This window comes from Arthrobacter sp. 01L42 (genome assembly GCF_056400005.1).
On the sequence record NZ_JBFTSL010000006.1, the window covers coordinates 48,422 to 62,264 of the forward strand.

The window sequence follows — 13,843 nt, forward strand, 5'->3', positions numbered from 1 at the left end:
ACCGGTTACGGCCCCGACAACATAACTTCCCCGTTCGACAAATTAGTCCCGGTCCAGGATCTTGCAGCCCGGGCAGACGGGAGATTGACCGGCCTGTCCCTTCAAAAGGCGTTCCACTGCGGCTTCCTGATCTGTGAAATATTCCGAAGAACTCCGATGACACAAATGATCAGAAGGCTTAGCATTATGGCGGGGGACGGGCTGATCAAACCCACAGGCGTATCCGCGTGACGGTCTCATATTCGACCAGAGGATCCGCCATGAACCAAAAGCGAGTTGCTGCCACCGTCTTCTGTTCCCGCCTCACGTCTCGCGACACGGGCATGGCCGTCGTCACGTATCTGTTCATGGCGAAGCTTTGGATGATGCACAGGCGCACTTCCGGCTTCCTGGTCTTTCTCGTCGGCGTCGCCGCTGCATTGACGCTGACATCGGCGGCCAGTCCTATGCCTACTCCATCCGCCACATTGAAGAGCGATGCCGAGGGGTCCAAGGCTGCTCTCGTGCGAATCGACCTCCTTGCCATCGCGGAGATCGCCCACATTGACCACAGCACAGGTGAGGTGGTGATCTCCCGTGGCCGGTCCACAGTGCCGCTCGGTTCCGCTACCGGCGTGGTCGTTTCAGCAGACGGGATTGTGGCGACCACCTGGGAGAATCTTGCCGTCGACGAGGGCGCTGTGGCCGCTTACAGCGCGAACGAGCTCTTCGCCAAAGTGATCAGAGTGCCGATCGTTGGAAACGGCGGGAATCCGCTGCGGCGAGGCTCGACGCCTGATCGATACTGGGCGCCGCACCTGCAGCACTGCTACGACCAGGTGGAGCACTGTATCGTCTTTCGCGTCCCCCAGTACCGAGTGCACACTTACACGGCGGAGCCCTCGACCGTCATGGCCGAGCTGCTCAACCACCCGACCGGGCCCAAGGACATAGCGTTGCTCAGGATCAGTGGCGGCGGTGGCGCGCCGACAGCCACGCTGGCCGCGCCGGCCGCACCACCAGGTGCGAATCCCGTGCTGGTCGGCTTCACCGCGGATCCGAGCCCTAAGGCGGGACCGGCGCAGTTTCCGGTGGCGGTGGACACCGCCGCGGGCCGAATCCGCTCTAGTCAGGACCTTGCCGGGCCACTCGACGCCGGCGTGTCCGGCGGCCCCGTGCTCGACGGGGCAACCGGCCAGGTCCTCGGCCTGATGGGGCCCCGCCAGCCAGACGGCCAGGGCACTCTGGTGCCGGCCGCGTCTATTCAAGCAGCGATGGCCGCGGCGGGCGTTGAGGCCTCCCCATCGAAGTTCGATGCCGTATTCCGGCGGGGCATCGATCACCTCTCATCGGGCATGGGCGGATCGGCCGAGAGCGCACTCGAAGAGTCCTTGACCTACTTCGATTCCGCCTTGGCGACAAGTTATCTTGAGCAGGCCCGAAAAATGAGTAGCGAGCACCCGATGGGAGACCAGGCGACCGCCGCCGCAGACGCTGGCAAGGACGGCCCCCTGCAGGCTGCCCTCCTGCCCGGCTTCGCCGGATTCCTGCTCCTGGCCGGAATCCTGGCCGTCCTGGTCCTGCGTCGCGGCAGGGCGTCAGCCGCTCGGGGCGTCGGCGGGGCCCCGCCTCGCCCCGTAGACCGTTCAAGCTCAAAGGGTGCCGAAGGGAGGCCTGTTGCCCCTCTGAAACCCCAAACCGGCGAGAGCCAGACCGCAATGACCCGGGCTGCGCGGGCTGATGAAGATCAGGTCCTGCGGCAGCAGGCCGGACACGGCGGGACGGGCCCCGTGCGGACCGAAGCAGCCGGGCACAAGAGTTCTCCTCCCTCGCAATCTCCGGCATCTGGCGGGCGAGGTCAGCCGGCTTCGGGGGCGACCGGGGACGTAAATACGGGCCCAGATGGTGGCGAAACCCGCACGGCCGGACCGCTGGCACCCCGCGCCGCGGAGAGACAGGGCAGGACGTTTTGTTCCCAGTGCGGCAGATCAGTGCGCCCCGGAGCGCGGTTCTGCTCCAGCTGCGGTTACCCGGTCGGGTGAACCGTGGAGCCCGTTCAGGATTACCTCTATCCCGGGGCAGAATTCGCGGGTTATCAGATCCAGTCCCTGGTCGCCCGCGGCGGCATGGGAGTCGTGTACCGGGCGCTGGACGTGCAGCTCGGCCGACCCGTCGCACTCAAGCTCCTGGCCCCGGAACTTGCAGCCAACGAGAAGTTCCGCCAGCGGTTTGTCCGTGAGTCCCGGCTCGCCGCCTCGGTGGACCACCCCAACATCTTGCCGATCTACGCTGCCGGGGAATGGTCGGGACTGCTCTACATCGCCATGCGCTTTGTGCACGGCACTGATCTCAAGGCAGAACTTGACGCACGCGGCCCTCTCCCGCTGACCGAGGCCTTGGGCATTCTTTCCCACACGGCCGCGGCCCTGGACGCCGCGCACGGCGCGGGCCTTGTCCACCGGGACGTCAAGCCCGGCAACATACTGCTCTCTGACGACCCGGCAAACGGCCATCGGCTCGTCTACCTCACGGACTTCGGTCTCACAAAGCGCACCACCTCCGCCACGGGCGTGACGACGGCCGGTCACTTCCTCGGCACCTTGGACTACGTCGCACCCGAGCAGATCCGCGGCGGGGACATCGATAGTCGGGCCGATGTGTACGCCCTGGCGTGCGTGGCCTACACGCTGCTCGCAGGCCACCCGCCGTTCGACCATGACGACGACTCGGCCCAGCTGTGGGCGCACATGACCGAGGAGCCGCCGCGCCTTACCTTGGAACGACCGGAGGTTCCTCCTGCAATGGAGGCTGCCATCGTCAAGGGCATGGCGAAACAACCCGAGGACCGGCCCCCAACATGCGGCGCCCTCGTTACCATGATGTCCGGCGGCCCGCCTGGCAAGGTTGTTCCAGCGCAGCCCCGACGCGCGGGGAAACACGCGGTCCCGCCCCGCGCCACTACACCCGGCAAGGACAACGACGGCGGCGCCCCGGTGGAAGCAGGGACCCTCGCCCGCGCGGGCGGGAATGCCCACTTGGGCGGACGATCCACCGGGTCCCGGGGTAGGCGCGCTGATCGGCGGCCGGGCCGGGCCGCGCGGCTGGCTGTGCTAGGCGGGGCGCTCCTCCTCCTAATCCTCGCCATCCTCGCCGGCGCGCTGCTCCCGCCGATGCTGTCTGGAGAAAAGTACGTAACCTTTCGCGCGGATGGCGTCCCGTACACCCTCGATGTCCCGCAGAGCTGGACCGCCCGAACTCACGAAGCGGGCGACAGCACCGTCAGTGTGCTCTCGGACGCGGACCTGACCGCGCTTTTCGCCGACGAGCCGGACGCTCCGGCTGCGGCGGCCCGAACGGCCAGCGCCCCGGAGAAAGTCGCCGGACTCGCCATCTACCACCGGCCCGCCGGGCTGACCAATCAATCCCCGACCGCCCGCGTCCGCACGGCGGAAGCGCTCCTGCCCGGCCGGGACGCGCATCTGGTGGACCGCGGGCCAGCTACCGTCGGGGAGGTTAAGGGGCAGGCCATGGAGGGGACGATCCCCCTCTCATCCGCCGTCACGCTGCAGGTCCGGGTCTTCGTCGTTGAGACCGATCCGGTCCAACTCCTGGTCTTTTTCGCCCCCTCGTCGCTGTTCGAGCAGCGCACGGAAACTTTCGATCACGTCGTCGGTTCTCTACGCCTGACGAAGTAAGGAAGGTCGCCATGCCGGACCAAGTGCCACCCCCGGACGGAACTGCGCTTTTCGTGCGCGCAAACGGCCGTGAGTGGAGCTTTCCGCCGCAGCAGACAGTTCAGGTTGGTCGGGATCCTGGCGCCGATGTCCCTATCGATGACGATCGTGTCAGCCGCGAACACGTCCGGCTCTGGCACAGCGAGGGCAGATGGTGGGCGGCAGATCAGGCAAGCCGCAACGGCACCTGGGACATGGAGTCGGACCGTGTGCTGGACGGCCCGGTGCCGCTACTCACCGGCGGACTTCGGCTCCGTCTTGGCGCTATGGACGGACCCGAGGTGCTCCTCAGGCCCCACCCGCCCGGACAGCCGGTGAGGCCACGCGTGCTCACTCTCGGGCGGTCGCACTCGTGCGATGTTGTGGTGGATGACCCCCTCGCGTCCCGGAGTCACGCCGTGGTCGAGGTCGGCGAAGCCGCCGTCCTGCGCGACGCCGGCAGCTTCAATGGAACATTCCTCAACGGAGAACGCGTCCACGGTGACGCCCTGCTCTCAATCGGTGACCTCATCGGTATCGGATCGAGCACTTTACTCTGGGACGGCGCCACCGCGGCCATGCCGCCACCGCAACGTCCCGCGTTCAGCGCCCGGCACCTGGAGGTCACCACCAAGACCGGCGCCCACCTGATGGACGATGTGTCCATCACCGTCCCGGCCGGGACGCTCGTGGCGGTCATAGGGCCTTCCGGCGCTGGCAAATCCACCCTCCTGGGCGCCCTTACCGGGCTGCGCCCGGCCACTCGCGGGCACGTCAGCTGGAACGGGCGGGACCTCTACGCCGAGTACGCCCAGCTCCGGTTCCTGGTGGGCTTGGTTCCCCAGGAGGACATACTCCACCGGCAACTCACCGTCCGCCGCGCGCTCCATTTCGCAGCTCAATTGCGACTGCCCCCAGACACTAGCTCCGCAGAGCGCGACGAACGGGTCAATCAAGTCGTCGCCGAGGTCGATCTGACCAACCAAATCGACCAGCGCATCGATTCCCTCTCCGGGGGGCAACGAAAGCGGACCTCGATCGCCCTCGAGCTGCTCACAGCGCCCCAGCTGCTCTTTTTGGACGAGCCTACCTCCGGGCTCGACCCCGGCCTGGACAAGCAGGTCATGGGCAGCTTGCGCTCTCTCGCCGACGCCGGCCGCGTCGTGCTGGTAGTCACCCACAGCGTCCTCGCCCTGGACGAATGCGACCGTGTGCTGGTCCTCGCCCGGGGCGGACGCGTGGCGTTCTTTGGACCACCGGCCGAAGTACTCCCATTCTTCGGTGTGGACAACTACCCTGCGGCGTTTGCGGCACTCGAGGACCCGACGTGGGTGGGCAAATACGCCCAATCGCCTGCTCGTGACGCGTACATAGGAAGGACCGCTTCAGCCAACGTGCCCGTACCTGTGGGCGACGCGCCCCCTCCGCCCCGCGCGGCCCCGCTGCGCCAGTTGTGGACGCTGATGCGGCGCAACGCCGCCGTCGTCGCCGCAGACCGCCTCTTCGTCGTCCTCCTTGTCGGCATGCCGATGCTGCTCGCCCTGATGGCGCACGCCTTCCCCGGCGAGGCCGGGCTGTCCATGCGGGAGGCCGGGGGCGATCTGTATCAGGTCCAACAGCGGCTCATTGTCCTCGTGGTCGGAGCAGCGCTCATGGGAACAGCCCTCACGGTGCGCGAACTGGTCGCGGAACGGCCCATCTACCGGCGGGAACAGGCCGTTGGCCTCTCCCCTACGGCTTACCTGCTCGGCAAGTTTGTGGTGCTTGGCGCCTTGGTCGCAATCCAGTGCATCCTGTTCACCGTGATGGCTCTCCTCGGTCTGCCGGGACCGGACGATGCCTTGGTACTCGGCAACGGGCACCTGGAGATTGCGGTGGCTGTGGCAGCGGTTGGCGTCGCCATGACCGCCGCCGCGCTGGTGATCTCGGCTGCCGCGACATCGACTGAACAAACCATGCCTGCGCTCGTCGCCTTGGTGATGGCGCAATTGGTCCTTTGCGGTGGGCTGTTCGCTATCCAAGGCCGCGCCGGACTTGAGGAGGTGTCGTGGCTGCTCCCTGCACGTTTTGGCTACGCGGCTGCGGCGGCCACTGTCGGGCTCCAGAAACCGCCAGCACCCGAAGTGGACACGCTCTACGACCCGACAGCCGGACAGTGGCTCACAGACACCGGGTTCCTCGGAATTCAGGCCGTCGCGTTCCTCGTACTGGCCTATTGGGCGTTGCACCATTCTGTCAACCGAAACCCTTGGCGGTGAGATCGAACTGCGGTCAAACCCCGACGGCGTGGCCAATTACCCCGCCAGTGGTGGAGAGTCGCCGCGGATCTATTGGGCCCAGTCGGCGTCGTCGTAGGGGCGTCCGCGGAAGTGGGCGCGGAGGTATTCGCCCACCACGGCCGCGCCAAGGTCTCCGGCCTCGGGCGCCACCACGCGGCCGTCGATGCGGCGGGCCATTCGCTGGACGAAACGTTCCAGGGAAGGGTCGTCGCCGAGCCGGAAGAACGTGGCCTGCGTGCCGGCGCGGGCCAGGCGGTCCAGTTCGGCGACCGTCACGCGGATGGTCTCCGGATCCGGCGGCCAGCAGAACCAGGACTCGCCGTCGGCCAGCAGGTGCGCGGTGGGTTCGCCGTCGGTCACCACGAGGAGGACGGGCTGCATCGACGGGTGCTGACGGAAGAACCGGCCGGCCAGCAGCAGGCCGTGGTGCAGGTTGGTTCCCTGCTCCCGCAGGGCCGGCAGGGCCGTGAGCTCGCCAATGTCCATGGTCTGCGCGTAGCGGCCGAACGTGATCAGCTGCAGCCGGTCGCCGCGGAACCGGGTTGAGACGAGGTGGTGCAGGGCGAGGGCGGTACGTTTCATGGGCACCCAGCGTCCCTCGGCGGCCATCGAGAAGGACACGTCCGCAAGCAGGACGACGGCGGCCTGCGTGCGCGCCTCCGTCTCCGTGACTTCGATGTCGCCCACGGCGAGGCGCAGTCCGCGGCCAGGGTCACCGCCGTCGGCGATCGTGCGGCGGATCGCGTTGGTGATGGTGCGGGTGACGTCCCACGGTTCGGCGTCGCCGAACTCCCATTGGCGGCTGGAGCCGGTCTGCTCCCCGGCCGCCCCGGCAACCCGCGTGTCCCGGCGGCCCTGCCGGCCGGAGAGTTGCTTGGCGGTGTCCCGCAACAGGGACCTGCCGAGCCGCCGCATGGCCTGCGGGGACAGCCGGAGATCGCCGTCGGCGCCGCGCTGGAGGAAGCCGCCGTCCTGCATGGCCCGTTCGATCTCCGCGAGGGTGCGGGCCGTCACGGCGGCATTCTGTCCGAGCTGGCGGGCGAGGGCGTCCAGGTCCAGGTCATCGAGGCGTGACCCGCCGTAGGCCTGGGAGAGCTGTTCGGCCAGCTCGTCCAGTTCGGCGATGTCCTGGAGCACGCCGGTGCCGTCGCCGAGTCCGAGTCCTTCCTCGCCCTCGAAGCGTTCGGAGCCGGACCAGTCCTCGCCGGGGCGCAAAGCCTGCAGGTTGGAATCGAGTTGGCCCAGCTGTGCCATAAGCTCGGGCGAGCCGAACGCCTGGGCGGAGAGCCGCATCAGCTCCTCGCGCTGCTCGGCGGACATGGATTGCAGGAGCCGCTGGGCGGCGGCCGCGCGCTGGGCGAGCGCGTCCACCAGCTCCTCGACCGACTGCGGGTTCTCCGGGAAGAACTGGCCGTGCTTGGCCATGAATTCCTGGAAGTCCGCGTCGGTGTCCTCACCGCGGCGGTGTTTGCCGAGGAGCCCGTTGAGGTCCTGCAGCATCTCGGCCACGGCCGCGCGGTCCTCCTCGGTGGCGCCTTCGAGGGCCTCCTTCATGCCGGCGAACCGCTGGTCCAGGAGTTCGCGGCCGAGCAGGTCCTTGATCCGCTCGTAGGCCTCCCGCGCGGTGCTCGACTGCCAGTCATAGGAGGCGAGCTCGTTGACCGCCGCCGCCGTGGAGCGCGGCAGGTTCTGCAGCTGCATCTCCCGGAAAGCGCGGTCGGTGTTGTCCATCATCGCGTCGCGGGCGAGCTGCTTGCGTTCCTCCAGCACCGCAGTCTCAAGCAGCTTCTGGACTTCGCTGAGGGTGCCGTCCAGGTTGTGCCGGCCCAGCAGTTCACTGCGCCGCTGCTGGACGCGGCCGGCGAGCTCGTCGAGGCCTTCCCGGTTCCGGCCGCCGCGGCGCAGGAACTCCCGGAGGGCGTGCCGGGGCGAGTAGCCGGCCATGACGTCCTCGGCGACGGCGTCCAGCGCCTCCGCCAGGTCCACCGGCGGGGCGAGCGGATCCGGTCCTCCCGTGTACCGGCCGTACCTGGACCGGTTGTGAGCGGTCATGAGGCCTCCTTAGCCGTAAAGCTGCCTACCCGTAGATCGTCTCCTCGTCGTCGGACTCCTTGGAGATCCGCCGGGCGAGGTAGAGCCCTTCCAGCGCAAGTTCGACGGCGGCGGCGCGCTGCCCGTCGTTTTCCGCGCCCAGTCGCTCACTGATGTCGTCGTAGAGGCTGGATCCGTTGAGGGACGGCAGGTTGTGGAGGAACTCCCGCGCAGTGACCAGTTCCCCGGTGGTGACCGTGGCGTGGCCGTCGAGCGCGGCCACGAGCGGGCCCATGTCCAGGCCGTGGAAGTGGGCCCGCACGGCTTCCGCGGTGGCCATGCGCAGGAGGTGGTCCAGGACGTCCTGTTCCCGGCCTTCCTCGCCGGATTCGAACTCGATCTTCCCGGCGAGGACGTCCACGGCGGCGTCCAGGTCGATGATCCGGGCGACGGCCTCGTCCTCGCCGCGCACGCTGGCCCGGCGCAGGGCCGCCGCGGCAACGGTTTCGGCGCCGGCGATGGCGAACCGCGCGGAAACCCCGGAGGTCTGGTTGACCGCCGGCGACTGCCGCAGCGCCCGGGTGTAGCGGGCCAGGATCTCGAGGATGACGGGCGGGACGCCGGCCACCAGCTGCCCCTCCTGCCGGATGACGGCGACCTCGTCGTCGAGCTCGATCGGGTAGTGGGTGCGGATCTCGGCGCCGAAGCGGTCCCGCAGGGGCGTGATGATCCGGCCGCGGTTCGTGTAGTCCTCCGGGTTGGCGGACGCGACCACCAGGACGTCCAGCGGCAGTCGCAGCACGTAGCCGCGGATCTGGATGTCGCGTTCCTCCATCACGTTGAGCATCGAGACCTGGATCCGCTCGGCCAGGTCGGGCAGCTCGTTGATGGCGATGATTCCGCGGTTGGAGCGCGGGACCAGGCCGTAGTGGATGGTTTCCGGGTCCCCGAGACGGCGTCCCTCGGCCACCCGCATCGGGTCGACGTCGCCGATCAGGTCCGCGACGGAGGTGTCCGGCGTCGCGAGTTTTTCGACGTACCGTTCCGAGCGGTGCCGCCACGCCACCCGAAGCCGGTCCCCCTCGGTGAGGGCCTGGGCGCGGGAGTGCTCCGTGATCGGTTCGTACGGGTGTTCGTTCAGTTCCGAGTCCTCGATCACCGGCGACCACTCGTCCAGCAGCCCGGCCAGGGTGCGCAGGAGCCGCGTCTTGCCCTGGCCCCGTTCGCCCAGCAGGACGACGTCATGCCCGGCGAGCAGGGCCCGCTCGAGCTGGGGCAGGACGGTCCGGCTGAACCCGAACATCCCGGGCCAGGGATCCCGGCCGGCGGCGAGCGCGGCGAGCAGGTTGTCGCGGATTTCGCGGCGCAGGTCCTTGTGGACGTGGCCGGAGGCACGCAGTTCACCAACAGTGAAGATATCGGGGCGATCACTCACTCCTCCACCGTAGACCTCTATCGTGCGGGGAATCGAGGGATTCTTGCAGATTCCTGCGCATTGGGGCGGGGTGCAAGAGAGCCGCCCGGGGTCCCCGGTCCGAGCCTGCGAGGGACGGGGCAGGCGGTGAGCGTTAGGCTGATTCTTGATGACTGCATCAACCGCGCCGAAACCATCTGCCGGGCCCTCACCCGAGCAGCAGGGCACGCTCCTGCTTCTCGTGCGCCACGGGGAGACGCCGACGACGGGCAGGTTGCTGCCGGGGCGGGCACCGGGGCTGCATCTGTCCGACCGGGGCCGGGACCAGGCTGACCGGGTCGCGGAACGGCTCGCGGGACTTCGGGTCGACGGCATCTACTCCTCGCCGCTGGAGCGCACCCGCGAGACGGCGGAGCCGGCGGCATCCCGCACCGGATTGGGCGTAAAGCAAGATGCCGGCCTGCTCGAATGCGACTTCGGCGAGTGGACGGGCGCCTCGCTGGCCGAACTGGCGCGCTTGCGGGCGTGGCAGACAGTCCAGCACAGCCCATCGACCTTCCGTTTCCCGAAGGGCGAGAGCTTCACGGAAATGCAGGCGCGGATTGTTGGAGCGCTTGAGGTGCTGCGCACAGCCCACCCCGGCGGCGTCGTCGTGTGCTTCTCCCACGCCGACCCCATCAAGGCCGCCGTCGCCCACGCCCTGGGCACGCCCCTGGACCTCTTCCAGCGGATCGTCATCAGCCCTGGCTCGGTGTCCGCCATCTCCTATGTGGACGGCCAGGGACCCGCCGTGCTCATGGTGAATTCGACGTCGGAACCCCTCAGCGGGCTGAGGACGCCGTGAATTCGGGACAGACTGTGGGACCGCCAGTGATACGGTACAGCCGGTGTCCGGCCGGGAGCTGACCCTGCTCGCCGGGGGCCGCGTCGAGCTGCTCGGACGTATCCCGCGCAGCAGCAACGAGACGTTCCTCGCCCAGGTCTCCTGCGGGGACGACGCCGCCTATGCGGTCTACAAGCCCGAGGCCGGGGAAAGGCCGCTGTCCGATTTCGAGCCCGGCCTCTACCGGCGGGAACGCGCCGCCTACCTGCTCAGCGAGTCCCTGGGCTGGGGTTTCGTCCCGCCGACCGTGATCCGCGAGGAAGCTCCGCTGGGGGTCGGGTCGCTGCAGTGGTTCATCGAGTGCGACTTCCGCGAGCACTACTTCACGCTGTTCGAGGACGCCCCAGAGACGCACCGCGACCTGGCGCGGATTGCCCTGTTCGACTACGTCGCCAACAACACCGACCGCAAGAGCGGGCACGTGCTGCGCGGCGACGACGGACGGGTCTGGGGCATCGACCACGGACTGTGCTTCTCCGCCGCTTTCAAACTCCGCACCGTGATCTGGGACTTCGCCGGCGAACCTATCCCCGATGCCCTGCTCGAGGACATCGCCCCGCTCGCCGAGGCCGCTCCTCCCGAGGTGGCCGAGCTCCTCGACGACGACGAGGTCACCGCCCTGCAGCGCCGCGTCCAGCGCCTGCTGCACGCCCGGGTCCTGCCGGTTGACCGCACCGGCATGCGCTACCCCTGGCCGCTCGTTTAAGCGAGCTGGGATCCCCAGTCTGGACTCACAATTCCGCTCGAGGATACGGGATTGAGCACAACGGACGTGGACTCGTTGCCGCTTCATGACAGGTGGGCAACCATCTCCACCGCGACAGCACCTCGGTCCCGACGTCCCTGGATCATCGATACTTCTTGACCTCCACCGGCCGCCCCGGTGGCATGAGCCTTGACTCTCCTCTTGTCCGTGAGAGGCGTCTCAATTTATTACGGAGGCAGCCGGGGGCCACCCGCCGGCAGGGTAAAGTTATCTGTTCGTAACATTTATCTGACTGAAATGTGTTTGAAGATGCCTGCAGACTCCGCTATTGAAGACAAGCCGAAACAGCTCCTCGGGCTAAGTGGCACCCAGACTATTGGCTCGGCGTTGGCCGCGGTGACCTCTGCCTTGGTGGGGTCCTTTCTAGGCGTTGCCGGGACGCTTATTGGCGCCGCACTCGGCTCCATCGTTGCCACGGTGGGCGCCGCCCTGTATGCCCGGACACTCAGTTCGGCCGCCACCGTGGCAATGACGAAAATCCCAAAGCGACGCAGGAGTGGACTGCCCGCTGACGACGCCGGCATGCTGGCCGCTAGCGCCCCGGCCGAAAGCGACGGACCTCAAGCCAACCGGTTGAAGAGGCAGGTCACCCCAAAGACCTGGATTAAGATCGGGGCGGTCAGTGCTGCCGCATTCGTGATCGCGATGGTCGGTGTCACTGCAGTCGAATTCGGAACCAACAAGCCCATCTCCAGCCTGGTCTCGTCGGCGTCGAGCATCGACGGTGCGGCTGGCCCCACGACGACGCTGGGCACGGCCCTGGGTGGCACTCCGACTGTCCCGGACAAAACGGACGCATCGCCCAAGGACGTGACGGAAGGACCCGGGCAAGTCGCGCAAGTGCCCGGGCAGGTCGAGCAAGGTGCCACCAAGACAGATGGCCTGACCACGGAGGGTAGCCCCAGTGGCGCGGACAGCGGCTCGGCCGGAACCGCCGTGCCGGGAGCCGGCGCACCAAGCGACACCACGCCGGCGGACGTCGCCCCCGCAACCGAACAGACCCCGCAGCCTGCCCCCGCAACCGAACAGACCCCGCAGCCCGAGGTGTCCTCGGATTCGGGATCGGCCGAGCAGCCCGCACCGTAATGGCGATGATAGGGATCAAGGACCGATAGGAACCTGTTAGGGATGGCGGGGTCGGGGCCGCGGTGTTGTGGCGGCTGGCTCATCCGACGAGGACCACCGTATTCTCAGCGGTCAGCCGGCATTTCGTTGCCGCATTGAAGCAAAGGCATTCACGAGCTCCGGCTCAGTTGCCGGGGTCAACGCGACTGCTCGCCCGCAGGTAGTTTTGCCTGATGGCCGGGTGGAAGTCCGGGGCGGGTGCGGCGTCCACCGCGACCGGCCAATCCGGCCGGTCGCCGCTGGAGGCCCAGACTGCCTGGACGGCAGCACCCCGGGCCACGTACTCCCCCGGGCTCGGGACCACGACCGGCAGGTCGAAGACCTGGGCCGCGATGGCCTGCACCGCGGGGTTCTGCACGGCGCCGCCGATCAGCAGGAGCCGTGTTGCGGGGCCTCCTTGGGCGCGGAGGGCATCCAGGCCGCCGGACAGCCCGCAGAGCATGCCTTCGATGGCGGCCCGGGCCAGATTGCTCCTGGTGCTGGAGGCAATGCTGAGCCCGTGGAAGCTGGCCTTGGCGTGGGGCAGGTTGGGCGTGCGCTCACCTTCGAAGTAGGGCACGAGCACCACGCCGCCGGCGCCGGGTTCGGCGCCCAGGGCAAGTCGCGCAAGTTCCTCGAAGTCCACGCCCAGGATGCCTGCCACGGAGCCGAGCACGCGCGCGGCATTAAGCGTGACGGCGATGGGCAGGTACTCGCCGCTGGCGTCCGCGAAGCCCGCCACCGTTCCGCTGGGATCGGCGACGGCACGGGACGCCACCGAGAACACCGTGCCGCTGGTGCCGACGGACACCACCACGTCCCCGGGTTCGGCCCCCAGACCCAGGGCGGCGGCCGCGTTGTCCCCGGCGCCGGCACCGAGGAGAATGCGGTGCCCGGGTCCGGCAGGGCCAGCCAGTTCCGCTGTGCCGGAACCAAAGCAGCCGGGGTGAACCGCCCCGGCAGAGCCGCCGGGGCCCAGCACCCGCGGCAGAACCACGGTGCCTGGATCCCGGTGCCCGGCACCCCCGCCGGCCTCCCTGGCGTCCCGGCCGAAGGCCAGTTTGAACAGCTCCACATCGTATTCGCCGGCCGAAGGGCTCCAGTATCCGGTGCCGCTGGCATCGGAGCGGTCGGTGGTGAGCTGGTCCAGGTCCGGGCCCAGCGGGCTGGTTGCTGCCGGACCGTAACCGCGGAGCCGCCAGGTCAGCCAGTCGTGGGGCAGCGCAACAGCCGCCACCCGGTCCGCCAGGTCCGGTTCGTGGTCCCGGACCCAGCGGATCTTGGTGATGGTGAAGGAGGCCACCGGGACCAGCCCGGTCCTGCGGGCAAAGTCCTCCGCCCCCACTTCGTCGGTGAGAGCGGCAGCTGCCGACGCCGATCGGGTGTCGTTCCACAGCAGCGCCGGGCGCACCACGTTGCCGTCGTGGTCCAGCAGCACCATGCCGTGCTGCTGGCCCCCCACCGAGAGCGCGCTGACGTCCGCCAGCCCGCCGGCGTCGTCGAACGCCGCTGACAAGGCCCGCCACCAGTGGTCCGGGTGGACTTCCGTTCCGTCCGGGTGGGCGGCCCGGCCCTCGCGGACCAGCGTGCCGGTGCCGGCGTCGAGGATCACCACTTTGCAGCTTTGGGTGGAGGAGTCGACACCGGCAACAAGGTTCATGGAAGCAGCCGTCA

9 protein-coding genes and 1 pseudogene are annotated in these 13,843 nt (G+C 68.4%); 7 read left to right on the plus strand and 3 right to left on the minus strand.

Annotated elements, in window-relative coordinates; translation table 11 throughout:
- Positions 1-260 precede the first annotated feature (260 nt).
- The 4 genes and pseudogenes from AC1DN2_RS06655 (at position 261) to AC1DN2_RS06670 (ending at position 5,950) form a co-directional block, all read left to right on the plus strand.
- Positions 261-2,021: a zinc ribbon domain-containing protein gene (locus AC1DN2_RS06655; protein WP_476849694.1), complete on the plus strand. Its 1,761-nt coding sequence runs from the start codon at positions 261-263 to the stop codon at positions 2,019-2,021.
- A 3-nt stretch (positions 2,022-2,024) separates the two neighbouring features.
- Positions 2,025-3,674, plus strand: coding sequence for a serine/threonine-protein kinase (locus AC1DN2_RS06660; protein WP_476849695.1), 1,650 nt, complete (start codon positions 2,025-2,027; stop codon positions 3,672-3,674).
- 11 nt (positions 3,675-3,685) lie between these two features.
- Positions 3,686-3,892, plus strand: a pseudogene (locus tag AC1DN2_RS06665) (FHA domain-containing protein); the annotation flags it as partial.
- 87 nt (positions 3,893-3,979) lie between these two features.
- Positions 3,980-5,950, plus strand: a complete 1,971-nt coding sequence (locus tag AC1DN2_RS06670; protein ID WP_476849813.1) for an ATP-binding cassette domain-containing protein — start codon at positions 3,980-3,982, stop codon at positions 5,948-5,950.
- Between the two features lie 69 nt (positions 5,951-6,019).
- On the opposite strand, the gene AC1DN2_RS06675 is transcribed toward AC1DN2_RS06670, so the two are convergent.
- Positions 6,020-8,023 (minus strand): vWA domain-containing protein, encoded by a 2,004-nt coding sequence (locus AC1DN2_RS06675; protein WP_476849696.1) that lies wholly within the window; start codon positions 8,021-8,023, stop codon positions 6,020-6,022.
- Positions 8,024-8,048: 25 nt separating this feature from the next.
- On the minus strand, positions 8,049-9,437 hold the full coding sequence (locus AC1DN2_RS06680; protein ID WP_476849697.1) for a sigma 54-interacting transcriptional regulator: 1,389 nt from the start codon (positions 9,435-9,437) through the stop codon (positions 8,049-8,051).
- A 148-nt stretch (positions 9,438-9,585) separates the two neighbouring features.
- Between AC1DN2_RS06680 and AC1DN2_RS06685 the strand changes: the two genes are divergently transcribed.
- From AC1DN2_RS06685 to AC1DN2_RS06695, 3 genes are all read left to right on the plus strand, one after another.
- Positions 9,586-10,260: an MSMEG_4193 family putative phosphomutase gene (locus AC1DN2_RS06685; RefSeq protein ID WP_476849698.1), complete on the plus strand. Its 675-nt coding sequence runs from the start codon at positions 9,586-9,588 to the stop codon at positions 10,258-10,260.
- A 43-nt stretch (positions 10,261-10,303) separates the two neighbouring features.
- Entirely contained in the window at positions 10,304-11,005 is a 702-nt protein-coding gene (locus AC1DN2_RS06690; protein ID WP_476849699.1) for an SCO1664 family protein, read from the plus strand.
- Between the two features lie 309 nt (positions 11,006-11,314).
- The gene (locus AC1DN2_RS06695) at positions 11,315-12,151 is read left to right on the plus strand and encodes a hypothetical protein (RefSeq protein WP_476849700.1); all 837 of its coding nucleotides are present in this window, start codon (positions 11,315-11,317) and stop codon (positions 12,149-12,151) included.
- Between the two features lie 163 nt (positions 12,152-12,314).
- Here AC1DN2_RS06695 and xylB read toward each other — a convergent pair whose 3' ends face one another.
- The gene (gene xylB / locus AC1DN2_RS06700) at positions 12,315-13,829 is read right to left on the minus strand and encodes a xylulokinase (protein ID WP_476849701.1); all 1,515 of its coding nucleotides are present in this window, start codon (positions 13,827-13,829) and stop codon (positions 12,315-12,317) included.
- Positions 13,830-13,843: the final 14 nt, after the last annotated feature.